The 19,850-nt window shown below is 40.8% G+C and carries 22 protein-coding genes; 12 read left to right on the forward strand and 10 right to left on the reverse strand.

Going from position 1 to position 19,850, the window contains the following annotated elements:
* The first annotated feature begins 38 nt into the window (after positions 1 to 38).
* Both dusB and apaG read left to right on the forward strand, forming a co-directional pair.
* A complete protein-coding gene (dusB, locus tag ACYVJ6_RS15940; RefSeq protein WP_460695089.1) occupies positions 39 to 1,049 on the forward strand; it encodes a tRNA dihydrouridine synthase DusB in 1,011 nt (336 codons plus the stop codon).
* A gap of 115 nt (positions 1,050 to 1,164) precedes the next feature.
* Positions 1,165 to 1,551, forward strand: a complete 387-nt coding sequence (gene apaG / locus ACYVJ6_RS15945) for a Co2+/Mg2+ efflux protein ApaG (RefSeq protein ID WP_460695090.1) — start codon at positions 1,165 to 1,167, stop codon at positions 1,549 to 1,551.
* A gap of 131 nt (positions 1,552 to 1,682) precedes the next feature.
* Here the strand turns inward: apaG and ACYVJ6_RS15950 are convergent, their stop codons facing one another.
* On the reverse strand, positions 1,683 to 2,411 hold the full coding sequence (locus ACYVJ6_RS15950) for a zinc metallopeptidase (protein ID WP_460695091.1): 729 nt from the start codon (positions 2,409 to 2,411) through the stop codon (positions 1,683 to 1,685).
* A 172-nt stretch (positions 2,412 to 2,583) separates the two neighbouring features.
* Here ACYVJ6_RS15950 and ypfJ point away from each other — a divergent pair, with 172 nt between their 5' ends.
* The 6 genes from ypfJ (at position 2,584) to ACYVJ6_RS15980 (ending at position 6,906) form a co-directional block, all read left to right on the forward strand.
* On the forward strand, positions 2,584 to 3,438 hold the full coding sequence (gene ypfJ / locus ACYVJ6_RS15955; RefSeq protein ID WP_460695092.1) for a KPN_02809 family neutral zinc metallopeptidase: 855 nt from the start codon (positions 2,584 to 2,586) through the stop codon (positions 3,436 to 3,438).
* Positions 3,439 to 3,495: 57 nt separating this feature from the next.
* Positions 3,496 to 4,134: an MBL fold metallo-hydrolase gene (locus ACYVJ6_RS15960; RefSeq protein WP_460695093.1), complete on the forward strand. Its 639-nt coding sequence runs from the start codon at positions 3,496 to 3,498 to the stop codon at positions 4,132 to 4,134.
* An 83-nt stretch (positions 4,135 to 4,217) separates the two neighbouring features.
* Positions 4,218 to 5,393 (forward strand): ABC transporter permease, encoded by a 1,176-nt coding sequence (locus ACYVJ6_RS15965; RefSeq protein WP_460695094.1) that lies wholly within the window; start codon positions 4,218 to 4,220, stop codon positions 5,391 to 5,393.
* A 9-nt stretch (positions 5,394 to 5,402) separates the two neighbouring features.
* The gene (locus ACYVJ6_RS15970) at positions 5,403 to 5,774 is read left to right on the forward strand and encodes a hypothetical protein (protein ID WP_460695095.1); all 372 of its coding nucleotides are present in this window, start codon (positions 5,403 to 5,405) and stop codon (positions 5,772 to 5,774) included.
* An 87-nt stretch (positions 5,775 to 5,861) separates the two neighbouring features.
* Positions 5,862 to 6,233 carry a ribosome-binding factor A gene (locus tag ACYVJ6_RS15975; RefSeq protein ID WP_460695096.1) on the forward strand — a complete coding sequence of 124 codons (372 nt, stop codon included), beginning with the start codon at positions 5,862 to 5,864 and terminating at the stop codon, positions 6,231 to 6,233.
* Positions 6,223 to 6,906, forward strand: coding sequence for an SGNH/GDSL hydrolase family protein (locus ACYVJ6_RS15980; RefSeq protein ID WP_460695097.1), 684 nt, complete (start codon positions 6,223 to 6,225; stop codon positions 6,904 to 6,906). The genes ACYVJ6_RS15975 and ACYVJ6_RS15980 overlap by 11 nt, the downstream gene beginning before the upstream one ends.
* On the opposite strand, the gene ACYVJ6_RS15985 is transcribed toward ACYVJ6_RS15980, so the two are convergent.
* The 3 genes from ACYVJ6_RS15985 to ACYVJ6_RS15995 form a co-directional block, all read right to left on the reverse strand.
* Positions 6,901 to 8,016 carry a DUF1624 domain-containing protein gene (locus tag ACYVJ6_RS15985; RefSeq protein ID WP_460695098.1) on the reverse strand — a complete coding sequence of 372 codons (1,116 nt, stop codon included), beginning with the start codon at positions 8,014 to 8,016 and terminating at the stop codon, positions 6,901 to 6,903. The two genes, ACYVJ6_RS15980 and ACYVJ6_RS15985, sit on opposite strands and share 6 nt — an antisense overlap.
* Positions 8,017 to 8,109: 93 nt before the next feature.
* Positions 8,110 to 10,410 carry a TonB-dependent receptor gene (locus tag ACYVJ6_RS15990; RefSeq protein WP_460695099.1) on the reverse strand — a complete coding sequence of 767 codons (2,301 nt, stop codon included), beginning with the start codon at positions 10,408 to 10,410 and terminating at the stop codon, positions 8,110 to 8,112.
* Positions 10,411 to 10,537: 127 nt separating this feature from the next.
* Positions 10,538 to 10,879, reverse strand: coding sequence for a hypothetical protein (locus tag ACYVJ6_RS15995; RefSeq protein WP_460695100.1), 342 nt, complete (start codon positions 10,877 to 10,879; stop codon positions 10,538 to 10,540).
* Positions 10,880 to 11,000: 121 nt separating this feature from the next.
* On the opposite strand from ACYVJ6_RS15995, the gene ACYVJ6_RS16000 reads away from it, so the two are divergent.
* From ACYVJ6_RS16000 to lepB, 4 genes are read left to right on the forward strand one after another with little or no spacing between them, the layout of a single operon-like run.
* Entirely contained in the window at positions 11,001 to 11,360 is a 360-nt protein-coding gene (locus ACYVJ6_RS16000) for a hypothetical protein (RefSeq protein ID WP_460695101.1), read from the forward strand.
* A gap of 1 nt (position 11,361) precedes the next feature.
* Positions 11,362 to 12,051 carry a peptidylprolyl isomerase gene (locus ACYVJ6_RS16005; protein ID WP_460695102.1) on the forward strand — a complete coding sequence of 230 codons (690 nt, stop codon included), beginning with the start codon at positions 11,362 to 11,364 and terminating at the stop codon, positions 12,049 to 12,051.
* 42 nt (positions 12,052 to 12,093) lie between these two features.
* Positions 12,094 to 12,861 (forward strand): exodeoxyribonuclease III, encoded by a 768-nt coding sequence (locus tag ACYVJ6_RS16010; protein ID WP_460695103.1) that lies wholly within the window; start codon positions 12,094 to 12,096, stop codon positions 12,859 to 12,861.
* A 46-nt stretch (positions 12,862 to 12,907) separates the two neighbouring features.
* Positions 12,908 to 14,005, forward strand: a complete 1,098-nt coding sequence (gene lepB, locus ACYVJ6_RS16015; protein WP_460695104.1) for a signal peptidase I — start codon at positions 12,908 to 12,910, stop codon at positions 14,003 to 14,005.
* 101 nt (positions 14,006 to 14,106) lie between these two features.
* Here lepB and efp read toward each other — a convergent pair whose 3' ends face one another.
* The 6 genes from efp to lpxD all read right to left on the reverse strand — a co-directional run bounded on the left by efp (position 14,107) and on the right by lpxD (position 19,807).
* Positions 14,107 to 14,670, reverse strand: coding sequence for an elongation factor P (gene efp, locus ACYVJ6_RS16020; RefSeq protein ID WP_460695105.1), 564 nt, complete (start codon positions 14,668 to 14,670; stop codon positions 14,107 to 14,109).
* Positions 14,671 to 14,720: 50 nt separating this feature from the next.
* The gene (locus ACYVJ6_RS16025; protein WP_460695106.1) at positions 14,721 to 15,842 is read right to left on the reverse strand and encodes a glycosyltransferase family 2 protein; all 1,122 of its coding nucleotides are present in this window, start codon (positions 15,840 to 15,842) and stop codon (positions 14,721 to 14,723) included.
* Entirely contained in the window at positions 15,839 to 16,459 is a 621-nt protein-coding gene (locus tag ACYVJ6_RS16030; protein WP_460695122.1) for an ABC transporter ATP-binding protein, read from the reverse strand. Before ACYVJ6_RS16030 ends, ACYVJ6_RS16025 begins: the two co-directional genes overlap by 4 nt.
* Before the next feature lie 94 nt (positions 16,460 to 16,553).
* Entirely contained in the window at positions 16,554 to 17,339 is a 786-nt protein-coding gene (gene lpxA, locus ACYVJ6_RS16035) for an acyl-ACP--UDP-N-acetylglucosamine O-acyltransferase (RefSeq protein ID WP_460695107.1), read from the reverse strand.
* Positions 17,340 to 17,341: 2 nt separating this feature from the next.
* Complete coding sequence (locus ACYVJ6_RS16040) at positions 17,342 to 18,754, reverse strand: bifunctional UDP-3-O-[3-hydroxymyristoyl] N-acetylglucosamine deacetylase/3-hydroxyacyl-ACP dehydratase (protein WP_460695108.1); 1,413 nt, start codon at positions 18,752 to 18,754, stop codon at positions 17,342 to 17,344.
* Positions 18,755 to 18,766: 12 nt separating this feature from the next.
* Positions 18,767 to 19,807, reverse strand: coding sequence for a UDP-3-O-(3-hydroxymyristoyl)glucosamine N-acyltransferase (gene lpxD / locus ACYVJ6_RS16045; protein ID WP_460695109.1), 1,041 nt, complete (start codon positions 19,805 to 19,807; stop codon positions 18,767 to 18,769).
* Positions 19,808 to 19,850 lie beyond the last annotated feature (43 nt).

Consider the following 19,850-nt stretch of genomic DNA (forward strand, 5'->3'; position numbering starts at 1 on the left):
TGTTAAAATACGTATTTTTGCAGTGGATAAAGATAAGGATGTCTGTACAAATAGGAAATATTGATTTAGGAGAGTTCCCGCTGCTGCTGGCACCGATGGAAGACGTGAGCGATCCGCCTTTCCGTTACGTATGCAAACAGCATGGCGCAGATATGATGTACACCGAGTTTATCTCGTCTGAAGGATTGATCCGCGACGCGGCAAAAAGCCGTAAAAAGCTGGACATATTTGAATACGAGCGCCCTATAGGCATACAGATATTTGGCAGTGATATTGAGCACATGCGCGAAGCATCGGCTATATCATCACAAGCCAACCCTGATCTGATAGATATTAACTACGGCTGTCCTGTAAAAAACGTAGCTTGCCGAGGTGCGGGTGCCAGTTTGCTGCAGGATATTGATAAAATGGTAGCGATGACCAAAGCGGTTGTTGAGGCTACCCATTTACCTGTAACCGTAAAAACCCGTCTCGGCTGGGATGATAACACCAAAAACGTTGAAGAGGTTGCTATGCGCTTACAGGATGTAGGCATTAAAGCTTTAACCATACATGGCCGCACCCGATCGCAAATGTATAAAGGTGAAGCCGACTGGACATTGATAAGCAAGATCAAAAAGAACCCGAATATTGAGATACCCATTTTTGGCAATGGTGATATTGATTCGCCGGAGAAGGCTGCTGCCTGGCGCATGGAGTATAGTGTAGATGGTATGATGATAGGAAGAGCTGCCATTGGCTATCCATGGATTTTTCGCGAGATAAAGCATTACTTTAAAACCGGCCAGCATTTAGATAAACCAACTATGGCCGAACGTATTGATGCTTGTAAAACGCATTTGCAAAAGTCTATTGAATGGAAGGGCCCAAAAACAGGAGTATTTGAAATGCGCCGCCATTATGCCAACTATTTTAAAGGGATAGATAATTTTAAAGAGTACCGCATGAAATTAGTTACGGCCGGCACATTTGACGAACTTGACTTTATTTTGCAGGAAATAGAGCATGAGCCCAGGTTTAATCAAATAGCCTCAGCTATAGAAATTTAGTAGCCTTTATCCCACATCTTTGTAAAAAAAGTATAGATTGGCAAAAATTATGTCCCTATAATGGCATGATTTTTAAATAGATGCTATATATTTGAATTAAACGATTACCAAATACATGGTTACTTATATAACAGAAGGTGTTAAGGTTTCAGTAGAAACCATTTATCAGCCGGAGTATTCCAACCCGTCAAACGACCATTTTATGTTTGCTTATAAGGTGAACATTGAAAATATGGGCACATACGCGGTACGTTTACTAAGCAGGCACTGGTATATATTTGACTCAAACGGAGCTAAGCGCGAAGTAGAGGGTGAAGGTGTAGTAGGTTTACAACCCGTTATTGAGCCGGGCCACTCGCACGAATATGTATCAGGCTGTAATTTAAAAACAGATATGGGCAGCATGAAAGGCGAATATCAAATGACCCGCCTAATTGATAATGCCTTGTTCAACGTACAAATCCCTGAGTTTTATTTAATAGCGCCTTATAGGTTGAATTAAAGCCCCCCAACCCCCTAAAGGGGGAGTTTGGAGACCACATAAAAAGCCCTCGTTAGAAAAACGAGGGCTTTTGTTTATATATTATAAGGCAAGCGATGTTTCAAAAGCTCCCCCTTTAGGGACTGGAGGGATTAATCTCTCCTATTAAATAACATCGAAGCATAATAAACCAAAGTAGCTAAGGCGCTTAACGCGGCTACTACATAGGTCATAGCGGCCCACCATAGGGCGTCTTTAGCTTGCTCATGTTCTTCGGCGGTTTGCATAACGGTGTAGTTATTGTTTAACCAGGCTAACGCGCGCTGGCTGGCATCAAACTCAACCGGCAGGGTGATGAAGCTAAACAAAGTTACCAACACCAACGCGGCTACGCCTATACCCAGTACGTAAGGATTGTTGGCCATGAATAACAACATAACACCAATAAATAATGTCCACTGTACTAAGGTAGAAGCCACGTTAATAATAGGCACTATAGCCGAACGGAATGTTAACCAGCTGTAAGCACGGGCGTGTTGTACCGCGTGTCCGCACTCGTGTGCTGCCACAGATGCAGCTGCTACGCTGCGGCTATGATAAACATCCGGGCTTAAATTAACGGTTTTGTTTTCGGGGTTGTAATGGTCTGTAAGCTGTCCTTCAACAGATATTACCTGTACATCGTAAATGCCGTTATCTTTTAGCATACGCTCGGCCACATCTTTACCCGAAAGGCCGGATAGCAAGCCGATCTCCGAATATTGTTTGAATTTGCTTTTAAAGCGCCACTGTACAGCAAAGCTTATTAAAGCGATACCGATCATCAGTAGCCATGCCGAGCCATTACTTATATATCCTAATATTAATCCTAAGTGATCCATAATAAATTATCTTTAATAAGGTCATTCAAAAAGTGTTCCGATAGCTATTTTAGCTTATTATTGTTATTTATACTGACAAAATAACAGAACGCATTAGCCGATAGTTAATTGTAGTATACTGTCATCAAACAATACTAAAACTAATCCTGTTAACTAAACAAAAAACAACACTATGAAATGGTTTGGCGGACGAGAAAGTAACGATGTAGAAACAGGCAGCAGCAGTGGCCGTGGGTTGCTGGCAGGCGGCGGCATTTTAGGGCTTATAGGTGCAGTGATCTATATGTTTACTGGGATCGATCCATCGCAGTTATTAAATGTAAGCCAAAATACCGAGCAGATAAACACGCAACCCGGCAGCAGCCAAAGCCGCGAAGAGCAGTTTGCCCGGGTAATATTTGAAGGTACTGCTGTGGTTTGGGATAGCTTGTTTACAGAAGCCGGCCAAAAATATGATCGCCCTATATTGCACTTTTTTACCGGAGGTGTTGATGCTGAAGGCTGTGGTTTTGCCTCATCAGCTACCGGGCCGTTTTATTGCCCGGCCAATAGCAAGGTTTACCTGGATATTTCATTTTTTGACGAATTGCAAAACAGGTTTCAGTCGCCGGGCGAGGCAGCAGCGGCCTATGTTATAGCACATGAGGTGGGGCACCATGTACAAAATCTATTAGGGACATCAGCAAAAATGGACGCGGCAAGGCAACAAATGAGCGAAACGGAGTATAATAAGCTATCTGTTAAGTTAGAACTACAGGCGGATTTTTATGCAGGGATATGGATGCATTATACCAACAAAAGCCGCCATAACAATATTATTATTGAACCCGGCGACCTGGAATCGGCATTAAACGCCGCCAATCAAATTGGTGATGACCGCCTGCAGCAGGAGCAACAGGGTCGTGTTACACCGGATAGCTTTACGCATGGTACCAGCGCGCAAAGGATGTACTGGTTTAAAAAAGGGTATGATACCGGCGACCTGCGACAAGGCGACACTTTTGCCAATGGGAGTGATTTGCCTTAAATAGCTTTGGCGAATATATATTCTTACTTTTGACGTATTGAAATAAAGCAGCATAATATGTCTACTGTTAAACGTTTTGAGAATAATCCATACCAGGAAAATACCTATATTTTATATGATGAAACCGGCGAGTGTGTTATTATTGACCCTGGAATGTACACTGCTGCCGAGCAAAATGCCGTTGTAAATTTTATAAAAGACAATCATTTAAAGCCTGTTTTATTGCTTAACACCCATTGCCATATTGACCATGTGCTGGGTAATAAATTTATATTTGATCAGTACGGCTTAAAGCCACAGTTTAATAAAGGCGAGCTGGATGTTTTGGAGGCCGTTGTAGCCTATGCACCGGCTATGGGTTTCAGGTATGAGGTTTCGCCTTCGCCGGAGGTTTTTTTACCGGAAAGCGGGAACATCACTTTTGGCAATACTACTTTAACCTTAATTTTTGCTCCGGGGCATTCACCCGCCCATCTTTGTTTTTATGATGCCAATGCAAACCTGTTGATAGGCGGCGATGTACTATTTAGAGGCAGCATAGGGCGCGCAGACCTACCCGGCGGCAACTATAATCAATTGATAAAAAATATAGAAGATAAACTATTTACCCTGCCTGATACCTGTACGATATACCCCGGGCACGGCCCCGAAACCACCATTGGTTTTGAGAAGAAACACAATCCATTTTTTAAGTAAATTATCCAACAATATTAAAATATATAACTCTATTGAACACGTCCATATATATAGCAAAGCGTTACCTGTTTTCGAGCAAAAAAATGCACGCTATAAATATTATTTCGGGTATATCAATGATGGGCGTATTGTTTGGCACCGCGGCCCTGGTTATATTATTATCGGTATTTAACGGTTTCGAAAAAGTCATCCTGTCTCTGTACAGTAATTTTACACCGGAAATAAAAATTGAGGCACAAATAGGAAAAACGTTCGACCCCAATACCCCCTATTTTAGCAACCTGCATAAGGATGCCAGGTTGTTTTCATTCACGGAAGTTTTACAGGAGCGGGCACTAATCAAGTATGGAAGACGTACTTATATAGCCACCGTAAAAGGTGTGAGCGATGAGTTTTTGCGCAACACTAAATTAGATAGTATTATCCAAAACGGATCATTTACACTAAAAAGTAATGGTAGAGGTTATGCAGTAATAGGAACTTCTGTACAGTCCAGTTTGGGCATGGATATCAACAATGAGTTTCTGCCCTTGAATATATTGTCGCCAAAACATGTAGTAGTCAATTCACCTGACCCGTTAGCTCAGTTTAATAGTGATAATATTTACGCTTCAGGCGTGTTTTCTATTCAGCAGGACTTTGATGATATAGTTGTAGTGCCTATTAGTTTCCTGCGCCAGCTTTTGGATAAACCAGAGGATGTTTCCTCTATCGAGCTTAATTATAAACCGGGTACAAACCTGGATGTCGTTCAAGAGGAAATTGAAGACAAAATAGGCGACAGGTTTACGGTTAAAAATAGGGCACAACAGGATATTGAGCTTTATAAGACTTTAAATTTTGAGCGATGGTCTATATTCATGATCCTTACGTTTGTATTGATCATAGCAATATTTAATATAATAGGCACATTAACTATGCTGGTTATTGATAAGAAGAAAGACATTGCTGTTTTAACCAGCCTTGGGGCTAATAAGCAAATAATAAAAGGTATATTTTTTTGTGAAGGCATGCTGATATCATTGGTAGGTTGTATAGCGGGCATGATATTAGGCGTAACATTTTGTATATTACAACAACGTTTTAGCCTGATAAAAATGGGCGGAAAAATGAGCGTAATTGATGCATACCCTATTGATATGAAACTGAGCGATTTTGGCCTTGTATTTTTAACAGTAGGAATAATATCCGTTGTAGCATCAGCTATAAGTGCGCAATTAAGTATTAAAGGACTGGATGATATTAAACAGGATTTATAAATTTGTTTTATGAAATTATATAAGCTGCTTTTTTTATTGGTTTCAGCATTTTTTTTCTTCCCGGCATGTAAAGAAAAGCCTAAAGAGAAAACTAGCCAACCCATAATATATAAAGGGATGTACAGCTTTGGTGCCGAAGACAGGTCATTCAAGGATTGTAATGGAGCCACAACATTTTGGGTAGTTGATAGTTCAAATAAACTGGAATTGGAGTATTCTAAATTAGTGGTTTCAGAACAACCCTATGTACCGGTTTATATTGAAGTAACCGGCGAAAAGGTGCCATCTGTTAAAGGAGACGCTAATATGGCGTTTGACAGTACATTGGTAGTTTACAAGGTTATTAAAATATCTAAAGAAATCCCGGTAAGCTGTAATTAATTAATAAAAGTGTGGAGCTTTTGCTATATTAGCTTTGCGGGTAAAAAATAAAAACTCATTTGCCATATCGGCGTTAATAAATTTACTATGGAGTCAAAACGTCAACAAAAATTTGCCGGGGTACTACAGCAGGATCTGGCCGCCATATTTCAGCGGGAAGGTATGAACTATCTGCCCAATACTCTTTTAACTATAACCAAAGTACGGGTTACGCCCGACTTGGCTATAGCACGTATATTTTTAAGTTTTTTTAACGCGGTAAATCCGTTGCAGGCATTGCAAACAGTAAAGCTGCACGCTTCTGAAATACGTTATAAACTGGGCAGCCGCATAAAAGACCAGGTGAGAATAATACCACAGTTGGAGTTTTTTATTGACGATACCAGCGAATATGTAGAGCGTATGGATAAGATCTTTGATAAGATAAGCAAAGAAGATCGCCAGCCGGATGAGGAATAATTTACTTAGGTACTTAATTTTTTTTCTGCCGTGGTTTTTATTTGCATGCAGCAAAAAGGAAGTTAAAAAAGTGCCCGACCCTTCAATTTCTCATAAAGTTTTAATATTGGGTAATAGCATTACCTATGCCCCGGCAAACCCATCAGAAGGATGGAATTGTGCCTGTGGCATGGCGGCCAGTACAGTAGAGAAAGATTTTGTGCATTTGCTAACAGCCCGTTTAAAAGCACTAAATATCAATACAACAGTTGACGCAGTAAATATTGCCCAGTTTGAAAGGGAGTTTGACACCTATGATTTTAACAAACTGCAAGCTTATCGTGATGCTAAACCTGATATTATCATATTAAGAATTGGTGAGAATGTATTGCGAGAAAATGAAGCTGCATTGTTTGAAGCAAAATATGTTGAGTTATTGAGCTACTTAAAAGTAAACAATACAGGAGTTAAAATACTTGCGGCAGGTTCAGTTTGGCCTAATCACAATTTGGCTAATACAGTAATGAGCCGCCATAGTATCTATATATCTCTTCTTTCCTTACAAAATGACCTGTCAAACTTTGCACTGGGTATGTATACCAATCCAGGCATAGCCGATCATCCGTCGGATAAAGGTATGCGATCCATAAGCGATCAAATATGGGCCGAGATGGAAAAAAGTAAATTCTTATAAATAACTTAACCACCATTTTTTTTGTTCCTTTTTATACTTCATGAACCATCTGCTTGGGAAGTATAAAATAGTAACCGCAACTATCCAAAATAAATAAACAACGGGTAGGCTGAAATTATTATCTGTGCCCGTAATGCTTGATGTAATAATAGCCATGAGGTGTATCAGGTATATATGTAGGATATAATAAAACAAGGGCACCCGTCCAAACACTACAAAAATATCAGTCAGTTTGTTGTTTTTATCTTCTAAATAAGCCAGCATTAGCATTCCTGGCCCAAGTGTAATTAATAAATAATCCAGCGAAGGCGGATACTTGGATACGTTTATAAATGATAGGATGGTGCGGTGTAAATTGTATTGTTCGGTCCACAAGGCGGGGTCGCCATAAAAATTAAAACTTCTGATAATTATAAATAAGGCAATGGCCGAGATTCCCAATATAAGTAACCATTTTTTTCTTTTGGCGGCATCAATGGTAAACAGGGTGCCAAAGCAATAGCCGGTTGCCATAACCCCTATCCACGGAATAAGTGGGTATAATACCAAAACAGAATTATTCCCCCAAAGATGGGCCTGTCCCTGCTGATGTAAAAATATCCATAAAGTTTTCCCTTCGTTAGTAAATTTAGCAATATCAACTTTGTCAAACAGATCATGACCGAAAATAAGCACCAACCCAAATAGTAAAATAATGGGTTTCGGCAGGTGTATTAATAGTGCCAATACGATCATACTAACGCCTATAGCCCAAATTACCTGTAAAAAAGTATCGCCACCCCATGCCCAGTGTATAACTGTTAGCTCAAGGAATATTAGCCAAAGGCCGCGTGTTATTAAAAATTTAGATGCTTCATGTTTATGTTTACCCCTGCTAAGAGATAAATAGGCACCGGTGCCGGCCAGGAAAACAAAGGTAGCTGCACAGTAATGGGTAATAAAGCGGGTTAAAAATAAAGCGGATGATACCACTTTAAGATTAGTTGGATCGGAACTGCTGAAGGTAAAAAAATCACGGGTATGGTCAAGTGCCATAACAACCATTACTATACCGCGTAAAATATCAATCGAATCTATTCGCTTTTTTGTTTGAACAGCAGCTTCGGCCATGAGTAATAATTTAGCCTACAACTTACACATTAGCAAGGTATTATACAAGCATAAAAGCAACACGCGCTAAATATGCACGTGTGCTGTTAATGGCTATAAACTTAACGGCAAATAAACACCAAACGTAATATTACGCCCCGGATTTAAAACCCCAAAAGTTGGATCTGTTTGTGCCAACCTGCCCGGCCTTAAGCGGCTTAAAGCATCATAATAGCGTTTATCGGTTAAGTTAGAGGCTGCTACATATACTTTTAAAGCCTGTGCCGCCAAATGTACAGTAGTGCCAATACCCGCGTTGAGTAAAGTATAGGCATTATTACTGGTTTCAAATGTGGCATCAATGCGATTTTGCTTAAAATAGTTATCTACCCCGGCATAAAAGTAAAAATCATTTAAGCCCTTAACTTTTGGCTCAAACCTTATGGTGTTATGTATAACCCCTGCAGGTATAAGCGGTAAGGGTTTGTTAAACGAGGTGTTTTGCGCGTGGGTATAGCTAAAGGTGTTATCCAAATGTATAAATTCTGTAGGGTGCAGGTTAAGGCTACCTTCTAATCCGTATAAATTGGCATTCACCTGCCCATAACGATAAACATCAAATGTTTGTGGATTGCCATTATCATCAGGGATAACAGTTTGATCGCCTTGTGCGCCGGATGCGTATATGTAGTTATTGATATAATTCTCATAAACACCAATGCTTCCGGTAACCACGCTATGCCCAAATTCCAATGTAGCGTCAGCCTGGTAGCTTCTTTCGGCTTTAAGGTTAGGGTTGCCTATTTCAAAACGGGTTGTGCCCTCGTGCGCTCCGTTTGATCCTAATTCGGCAGGGTTGGGCGCACGGAATGCCGAACCGGCATTGGCTTTAAAGTTCAGGGCATCATTAAATACATGCGTATACCCTAAAGCGCCGCTTACATTACTAAACCTGTTTTTAAAGCCAGGGAATATGGGTGTGCCGCCTTGCTCAAATGCTTTACCATCATTATTAATATGATCAAATCGAAGGCCCGCATTAAAGGTATTTTTCTCCCATGATTTTTTAACATAAACAAAAGCACCAGCCGAAAAGCGATCATATTCCGGTATCAGCACATTTTCGCCCTTGTTGCGGCTCACTTCGTTACTGCTGCTAAAGCCCAGTAAAGGCTGCCATCCATTTTTTTCGGGCAGGTAATACTTGGCGTCTATCGAATAGGTATTCATATCAAAAAATAATGATGGAAGGGCACTATCCAATTCGCGCCGTTGATTTTTTTGATAGCCCAGATCAAGCTTTAAAGTACTATTGCCAATTACAATGTTGTTATTTAAAGCCAGTTTATAATGGCGTATATCCTGGCGGGGGAAATCAAGCGTACGGGTTTGGTCGGTAGTATATAATTCATCACCGGGCTCAGCTTCATGAAAGCCGATGTTATTTTTAAGATAAGAAAAATTAAGGTGCGAGTATCCCCATTTTTTATTGAGGCCCAGCATCCCGCTTAAACTGGTATTGTTATAACCGCTGTTAATATAATAGCCATCGGGAGTTTTAAAATTGCCGGCGTTTTGGTATGATCCGCGTCCGCGCCAAACCAAACCATTTTTATTTCCGGTAAGCATCAGCGAGTTGCTGGTTAAACCATTATTGGTAGAATAGTTAGATAAAAACTCCCCTTTTACCTTGCCCGATTGCGGCACTAATGGCTCCAAAACATTAATTACCCCACCAATAGCATCTGATCCGTATAGCAGCGAAGCGGCGCCGCGTAATACTTCTACCCTGTCGGCGGCGTTTTGGTCCAGTTCAATGCCATGTTCATCGCCCCATTGTTGGCCTTGTTGTTTTACACCATCGTTAATGGTCACTACACGGTTGTAACCCAACCCGCGTATAATAGGCTTTGAAATACCCGGACCGGTAGTAATTTGGCTTACACCGGGCACCTGCCTGGCGAGCGCATCAATCAGGTTTCCTGCGGGTACCAGTAATTCATTTCTGGATACCACAGCCGCCGATGTACTATTTGATTTATTGGTTGAAGCAATGGGTGTACCGGTAATAATAACCTCGTGTATTTCAGAAATACTTGGGGTTAATGCAATGTTCAGCGCTTCAGCCGATGCTAAGTCAATGGTTTTTACAATAGATTGATAGCCAATATATTTTACCTCTATTACATATCGGCCTTGTGGTGGCAGTGAAGTGAATGAGAATTTACCGTTGACATCAGTTACTATATTTAAACGTAATTGCGGTATTGAAACAGTAGCGCCTGGAATAGGCTGGTTGGTTTTGGCATCGGTTACTGTACCTTTCAAGTCTGATATATTTGTATTGGCCGCGCTTGAAACTACGGCAAGGCAAAGCATATATAATAAAGCGAATAATTTGAGCTTGATTTTCATGATAACTAATAATATTAAACGAGTTATTCTTTAGCATAACAGCGTTTTAAAACATAAAATGGATGAATAATTCAGGAAGGATATCGTCCTGAGAAAAGCAATTCAATAATGAATCAATGCCGCTAAGTTAGCATGCAGAATAAAATACAGGCGGACCGCGTCCGGCAGCAAGAATAAGCGCGATACTTTTAAAATTATAATCGCCAACCCTAAAAACATGGTTAGTAATTACAATTGGGTGGTAATAGGAAGGGTTGTTTAACACCATGTTTGTATGATGCATGGCATCGCACAGGTAACATTTTTCTTGCAGGGTAGTTGTAGGGTCTTGGTTATGTTTCGCAATACCGGCTGTGCGTTGGTTTTGCTTTAAAATATTATGCTGGTGAATAGTAACGGTGTATTGGCCCGCAATAAAGCAGAGCAAAAACAGCCATGAGCATATAATATTTAATTTATTTTGTTTCAAATCCCAATAGATTATGGCAAAAATAGGGATTTATATGTTAAGCAAGTGTTAAAATTTAAATCCAAACGTCAGATTAAAGAAGTGCATGTTTGAAGGTGACTAAACCTGTATATTTGCTGATATGACACCGGCACAAATTAATTTAAAATTTAGCGCGTTACAGGAGCGGATAGCCACCGATTTTGATAACGAAAAGCCAGATATAAAAGTATTATTGTTTTTAATTGGGGTGCAGGAACTGGGGCAGGGTCCGCAAAAGTTTACCAAGCGCCAAAAGGAAGAATTGATGCATATTGCCACCTGCAAGCTATTTAGCTTGATGGGTTTTTATGAGTTGGAAGGCCTGGACCAGGATGGTTGGCCGCATTGGAAACTGGTAAAAACGGTACCTAATTATACCTTAATGGAACAGGAAATGGTTTTAAAATCATTAATAATTGAATACTTTGAAACTGAATTACCCGCAGAAGATATGAACTGATATGAAAAGGCTTTTAACCATAGTTATTTTATTTTTAACCCTAACAGCTACGGCCAAGCCAAACTATTATGTAAGGATAAAAACAGCTTATGGCGATTGTATAATTCGCTTATATAATGAAACTCCAAAGCACAGGGATAACTTTATTAAACTGGTTAAAAAAGGCTTTTATAATGGCACCTTGTTTCATAGAGTAATACAAAACTTTATGATACAGGGCGGCGACCCGGATTCAAAAACGGCTAAGCCAGGTGCCGAATTGGGTAATGGTGATGTGGGTTATACGGTACCTGCCGAATTTAGGGATAGCCTGTTTCATAAACGGGGTGTATTGGCTGCCGCGCGGGACGATATACCCAGCAAGGCATCAAGCGGATGCCAGTTTTATATTGTAGAAGGTAAGCGTTTTACTGATGAAGAACTGGATAAACTGGAACAGGGAAGGCTACAGGGTAGAAAAATACCTTTATCGCAACGCGCTATTTATAAATCTGTTGGTGGGTCACCGCATTTAGATCAAAACTATACCGTATATGGCGAAGTTGTAAGCGGCATTGACATGGTTGACCGCATAGCCGCGGTAAAAAAGGATGCTAAAGACCGACCGTTAGATAATGTATCAATGACAATAGAGTTGCTGAAAAAACGGGAGCGTCGCCATTTGGACAAAATACTGCAACTCAAAAATTAAGTTAAATTCGAAATTGAAAATTCGACATCCGAAATCACAATTATGAAAATCATTACTTACAACGTTAACGGTATACGTTCGGCAATTAATAAAAACTTTTTGGCCTGGTTACAGGCAACTGATGCAGATGTAGTTTGTATGCAGGAAATTAAGGCTACGCCTGATGTGTTGACCGACCTGCATTTAGTAGAAGCATTAGGCTACCAGCACTATTGGTTCCCGGCAGAAAAAAAAGGTTATAGCGGTACGGCCATATTAACCAAGCGTACTCCAAATCATATTGAATATGGGTGCGGTATCCCCGATTTTGACCGCGAGGGAAGAAACATTAGGGTTGACTTTGATGAAGTATCAGTAATGAGTGTTTATTTTCCGTCAGGTTCAAGCGGTGAGGAAAGGCAGGCGTTTAAATTTAGGTTTTTGGATGAGTTTGGTAAATATTTGACCCTATTAAAAGTTGAGCACCCTAACCTGGTCATATGCGGCGATTATAATATTTGCCACCGCCCTATTGATATCCACAACCCTAAATCAAACGCTAATTCATCAGGGTTTTTACCCGAGGAAAGGGAATGGATGGAAAACTTTATTGAATCGGGCTTTATAGACACCTTCCGCCATTTAAATGATGAACCCCACCATTATACCTGGTGGAGTTTCCGCTTTAATGCCCGCGCCAAAAACCTGGGCTGGCGTATTGATTATGCCATGGCCAGTAAGGAATTAGAGGATAAAATTAAGAGGGCAGCCATATTGCCGGAAGCGCGCCACTCGGACCATTGCCCGGTATTGTTGGAGCTGGATTTGTAACATTTACGGCGGTTTAATTATCTAACAAACAATAAACCGCCGAATTATGAAATGGAACATCAATTTTAAAAAAAGCACAACCAATCCAAAGCCAAAGAAATCATTTTTACGCGAATGGGGTGATGCCCTTTTGTTTGCATTAGTAGCATCTACGGTAATACGTGGCTTGCTGTTTTCTGCTTACGCGATACCGTCCGGATCAATGGAAGGAACGCAGTTTGCGGGTGATTATTTATTTGTAAGCAAGATCAGCTATGGTCCGCGTATGGCCATTACGCCACTGGCTATTCCGTTCACCGAGCCTACTATTGGCGGCGTTAAAACCTATTGGGATGGGATTCAATTACCTTATTTCAGGCTGCCTGGTTTATCTTCTATAAAAAAGCAAGATATAGTAGTTTTTAATAAGCCCGAAGAAGCTGATTTAGGTTTACCTGTTGACGAGCGCACCACTTTAATTAAACGCTGCCAGGGCACGCCCGGCGATGTGGTGAGCATTGTCAACTCGCAGGTTTATATCAACGGTATAGCGGCTAAAAATGCACCAAAATTACAAACGTCCTACACAGTGATAACCAATGGCGTTGATATTAATCCTCAACTATTGCATGACTTTAATATAGCTGTGTTACAACAAAAGGATGTTAATACCTATATGATGATCATCCCTGCAGATCACCTGGCAGAATTAAAAAGCTATTCAAACATTAAAAGTATTACCCCGGTAATTGCCCGGGCGGGTATGTATGACCCTTATATCTTCCCGCATCATGAAAAATTTAAATGGAACGTGGATAATTATGGCCCCATCAAACTACCCAAAAAAGGTTGGACAGTAGCGCTAAATGATTCAACATTGACGTTATATCGCCGCGCTATCGAAGTTTATGAAAATAATAAGGTAACCGTTAACGGTAAGGATATATTAATAAACGGCAAAAAAGCCGATAGCTACACTTTTAAAATGGATTATTACTGGATGATGGGCGACAACCGCCATGACTCTTTAGACTCGCGTTTTTGGGGATACGTTCCCGAAGATCATATTATTGGCAAAGCAATGCTTACATTTATGAGTACGGATTCGACAGCGAATTTTTTCAACAAGGTACGTTGGAACAGGGTTTTAAAATCGATAAATTAATAGTGTTCCAAAGTGTTTCACTTACGCAAAATGGAACACCTCTATTGTTAAACAGAAAAGCCTCCACATGGGAGGCTTTTCTGTTTAAATAGCTTTTCAGCTTATGATTTTACGCGTTCCACATAAGTTCCGCTGGCGGTGTCAACTTTTACTTTATCGCCAATATTAATAAATAATGGTACGTTAATTTCGGCCCCGGTTTCAACGGTAGCTTTTTTCATGGCACCGGTTGATGTGTCGCCTTTAACCGCGGGCTCGGTATAAGTAATTTCTAACTCTGCCGAATTGGGTATCTGGCCGGTAATAGGCTCATCGCTTTCAAAAGCAACAATCAAATTCATTCCCTCTTTTAAAAATTTTATAGCAGGGCCAAACAGGGCTTTAGGTACGTTATGCTGATCAAAAGTTTCATTATCCATGATCACTAATGAGTCGCCATCTTCATATAAATATTGATAATTGCTGGTTTCTACACGTGCAATGTCAACCTCCTCATCTGTGCGGAAACGATATTCGGCTATTTTGCCGGTTCTAACATTACGCATGCGTGCCTGATAAAAAGCGCGCAGGTTTCCCGGGGTGCGATGTATAAATTCTTCTACTTGTACTAACTCTCCGTTAAAACGAAGAATGCTTCCATTTTTTATGTCTGATGCTTTAGCCATAATTTTTTGTTTGAGGCGCAAAATTAGGTACTTACAGCCAAATAAGCAAGTTATTTACCCTTGAGCATAGCTAATGAATAAAAAGTATCCCGCCAATAAATGCCGCCTTGTTTAAGGGTTATGTAGGCCGATCTGGCTATGATATAAGCCATAAGTAATCCGGCAAAAGGAATCATTAAAGCATACCACCATTTGTTGGGTGGTGTAGCTATCATATATATCATTTGTGTTGCCCATAACAATCCGCCCATTATCCTGATATCGGCATCTCCAAAAATAAGCATGATAGGAACGGGGAGCGCTATTGTAAACAAAGTGGCTAATACATCAGCAATGGTCCATAATACGTTATAGTCCCTCACTGCAAAAGTGTTTTTCATTAGCCCATTTATAAACTGGCCGGTGTTTTTATACCACTCCAAGCTAATAGTTTCCTTGCCGCCTAATACATCTTGTTGTAGCCCGGCATCTTTTATATTTTGACCCAGTTTGAGGTCGTCATCAGGCCTCAGCTTTATGGCTACATGGGTGCCCGCTTGCTCATATGCGGTACGTTTAACCAAATTAAACGCCCCAACCCCTATTGACCCACTCCTTTTTGGTTTACGTGCATCCCAGGGGCGGGTAAATAGCATTAACATCATTCCAAATGTTGCTATTACGCTGTTTAATATGGCCGATCTTGAACGAATATCCGGTAAAACACATAGGTGGTCCAACCGGTGTTTTTCGACATAGCCTAAGGCCCGGCTTATTGCATCAGGATGAAATTCAATATCGGCATCGGTAAATAGCATCCAGTCCTCCGTGCTGTTTTTGTAGCCTTGATATAAGGCATTGTTTTTACCCAGCCACCCGTGTGGCAGATCGGTAAGTGTAATAACCTGAAGATGGGGATGATTGAACCGGCTTAATATTTCTCCTGTTCGGTCCGTTGACCTATCGTTAACTACAATAAGCCGGTAATTGTTATAATTGATATTGCAAAGGCTTTGCAACGCTTTTTCTACATCCTCCTCCTCATTACGCACGGCTACAATAATGGCTAATGCAGGATGGTCAGAAATAATGGGTTGACTTTTTAATGGTTTGATACTTTTAAGGCTTACCAATACGTACAGGATCAGGATGATACCTACTGAAGTTATGGTAATGCTGTAAATAAATATCATTTTTTATAATCTGTAATATGGATTTGATGTGTACAAAAATCGTACTCATGTTGTTGGTTGGAACCAATAATGGTTAAACGGTTTTTGGCGTATTGCTGTACAAGGCTTAAATACCAGTCAACCCCTTGTGTGTCCAGGTTAGATGTAGGCTCGTCCAGTATAAGCATTGAAGTATCAGCGCAGAAAGCCAGCGCCAGTTTAAGCCGCTGTTTCATGCCCGATGAAAAATAGCGGATCATTTTATGTTTGCTGGCAGGCATATTCAATAAGGTAATAACCGCGTTATTATCCATGCCCGGCAGGTAGGCTTTAAACTTGAAATGAAAATCAATCATTTCAGTTAGTGTAAACTCCTCTATTAATTCCAGATAGGGTGCCGCTAAGCTTAGGTGTTGAAAAACCTTTTCAATATCAATAATGCTACCTCCCTCAAAAAACTTAATAGTGCCTGCCGATGGCGTAAGGCTGCCATTTAAAACCTGTAATAAAGTTGATTTACCTGAGCCGTTAGGGCCTAATATGGCATAACTTTCGCCGGAATTAAAAGTATAATCTATCCCCCTGAAAATCCAGTCGCGGTTAAAACGTCGGCCAAGGTTTTCGAGAGTGATTTTTATTTGGTTTGTCTTGTCCATAGTCGATAGTCCATAGTCCATGGACAAAATTAAAGTATTAGGTACTATGGTCTATAAACCATGGACCATGGTCTGATTAACTGTTCCCAAACCCTTTCATGATACCCCGTTGCGAGCCTTGAACGAAGTTGATGATCTCATCCCGCTCTACCGTAGGTTTAAACTCTGCTTCTATAATATCCAAAGCTTTGGTCATGTTATATTTTTTAAGAAATATGATACGGTATATCTCCTGTATCTCGTTAATACTTGCTGCCGAAAATCCACGGCGGCGCAAACCAACAGAGTTAATGCCGATGTATGATAATGGCTCGCGGCCCGCTTTGGTATACGGAGGCACATCTTTACGTACTAATGATCCGCCTGATATCATACTATGCGCGCCAATCTCAACAAACTGGTGTACCAATGATCCGCCGCCAATAAAAGCATAATCATACACGTTTATATGCCCGGCCAATTGTACCGAGTTGGCCACAATTACATTATCACCAATAACACAATCATGCGCTACGTGTACATAGGCCATTAGTAAGCAATTGCTGCCTATGGTAGTCGTATTTTTATCTAAAGCGGTACCGCGATTAAGGGTTACGCATTCGCGGATGACGGTATTATCTCCAATAGTAACCGTGCTTGGTTCGCCTTTATATTTCAGATCCTGTGGTGGGGCCGATACTACAGCTCCCGGGAAAATGCGGCAGTTTTTACCGATGCGCGCGCCATCCATAATTACCGAGTTTGATCCTATCCAGGTGCCTTCGCCAACTTCAACATCTTTATGTATGGTAACAAAGGGTTCTATTACAACATTGTCGGCTATTTTTGCCTGTGGGTGTATGTATGCTAACGGCTGGATCATAATTATTCTTCGGTTTCAGGTTTTGTTTTTTTAACTATTTGAGCCATCAGCTCCGCTTCTACAACTACACGGCTGCCTACCATTCCCACACCTTTCATTTGCGCTATACCACGGCGTATCGGTGCCAATAAGCTGCAATGGAATATCAGTGTATCGCCCGGTACAACCTTATCTTTAAACCTTGCATTTTCAATCTTTAAAAACAAGGTAATATAATTTTCAGGATCAGGCACGGTATTTAAAACTAATATACCCCCGGTTTGGGCCATTGCTTCAATTTGTAAAACACCCGGAAAAAGGGGTGTCCCCGGAAAATGGCCCTGAAAAATATCCTCGTTCATGGTCACATTTTTTAACCCTACCACATGGCTTTTGGTTAGCTCCAAAATCTTGTCAACCATTAGCATTGGCTGACGGTGCGGTAATATATTCATGATCTGCACGGTATCGTATACCGGGGTCATGTTGGGGTCGTAAACTTTATAATGTTTACGGCTTCTTTCTTTTTTTATTAAGGTCTTAATTTTTTTAGCGAACGCCACATTAGCCGCGTGGCCCGGCCTTGCTGCCATGATATGCCCGCGTAGCGGCACGCCCACTAATGCCAGGTCGCCAATCATATCCAATAGTTTATGCCTGGCGGGTTCATTTTGATGGCGAAGTTCAATATTATTTAATATGCCCTGTGGCGCTACACTAATATCTTTACGGTTAAATAGCTTGGCCAAATGAGCAAGCTCTTCTTCGTCCACGTCTTTATCCACCACTACAATGGCATTATTAAGGTCGCCGCCTTTAATCAGGTCATGTTTTAACAGCATTTCCAACTCATGCAAAAAACAAAAGGTACGACAGGAAGCTATTTCCTTTTTAAATTCGGTTATACTGGAGATACTGGCATGCTGGCTACCCAATACCTGCGAGTTGTAATCAACCATACAAGTAAAGCGGTAATCATCCAAAGGCATAGCAACCATTTCAACTTTGCGCTCGGGCTCGGTATAGTGTATATTATAAGGGATATGGTAATACTCTCGATCAGCTTCCTGATCAATTAAGCCAATTTCCTGTATCGCATCAATAAACTGGATAGAGCTGCCATCCATTATTGGCGTTTCCGGGCCATCCATGTCTATCAAAACGTTGTCTATTTCTAAGCCAACCAATGCAGCTAATACGTGCTCAACGGTGCTTACACTGGCGCCGTTTTGCGATATGGTTGTACCACGTGAAGTATCGGTAACATTGTCAACATCAGCATCAATAATAGGTTTCCCTTCTATATCTATCCTCCTAAACTTATAACCATGATTCTCTGGCGCCGGGTTAAAGGTCATAGTTACCCTTTGGCCGGTGTGTAAGCCTGTTCCTGCTATTGAAACAGGAGATTTTATAGTACGTTGTTTAATATTCATAAAGCATTATAGTCATTGCCCGTTTTTCAACTCAGCAATTATTTTTTCTAATTCTCTAACTCTTTTCTCCAAATCAGGTAGTTTTTGTACAATTACCTGCGAGCGCATGTTGTCACCATAAGCAAATGCCGGGGTGCCGGCCCATTTTTTCCCCTCTTCGGTAATTGAGCGGCCGACGCCCGATTGCGCCTGGAACTGCGAGCCTTTAGCAATACTTATATGGCCTACCATACCAACTTGTCCGCCAACAACCACGTTTTCGCCAATTTTGGTACTGCCTGATATTCCGCTTTGTGCCGCAATTACCGTGTTTTGGTTGATCTCCACATTATGCGCTATCTGCACCAAATTATCCAGCTTTACACCTTTACGTATTATAGTTGAGCCCATAGTGGCGCGGTCAATAGTTGTATTCGAACCCACCTCTACATTATCTTCTACTATTACATTTCCTATCTGGGCCACTTTAGTATAAGTGCCATCTGCGTTGGGTGCAAAACCAAAACCATCGCTCCCAATAATAGCCCCCGAATGTATAATGACATTATTGCCCAATACACAATCAAAATAGACTTTTACACCCGAAAATAGTGTGGTATCAGAGCCGATGGTAACATTATCTGCCACGTAGGTGTTGGGATAAATTTTACTATTATCACCTATTTTCACATGCGGACCAATATATGCAAAGGCACCTATATAAACATTTTCGCCAACTTGTGCCGATGGGTGTATAAAGCAAGGCTGTTCAATTCCTGATTTATTGAGTTTAATGGTATTATATTTTTCAAGCAACACAGAAAAAGCGCTGTAGGCATTGGCTACCCTAATCAGGGTGGCTTTAACAGGTTCAGAAAGCACCAGGTCTTTATTTACTATTACTACTGAAGCATTGGTGCTATATAAGTACTGCTCATACTTAGGGTTAGCTAAGAATGAAAGCGAACCGGTATTGCCTTCTTCAATTTTTGCCAGTTGATTAACGGATGCAAAGGCATCACCTTCAACAGTTCCGTTTAGTATAAAGGCTATCTCCTGGGCCGTAAATTGCATCAGACAAATTTAAAAGTTAATATTATATGTTGTATACGCAACA

Source organism: Mucilaginibacter puniceus, from assembly GCF_054783175.1.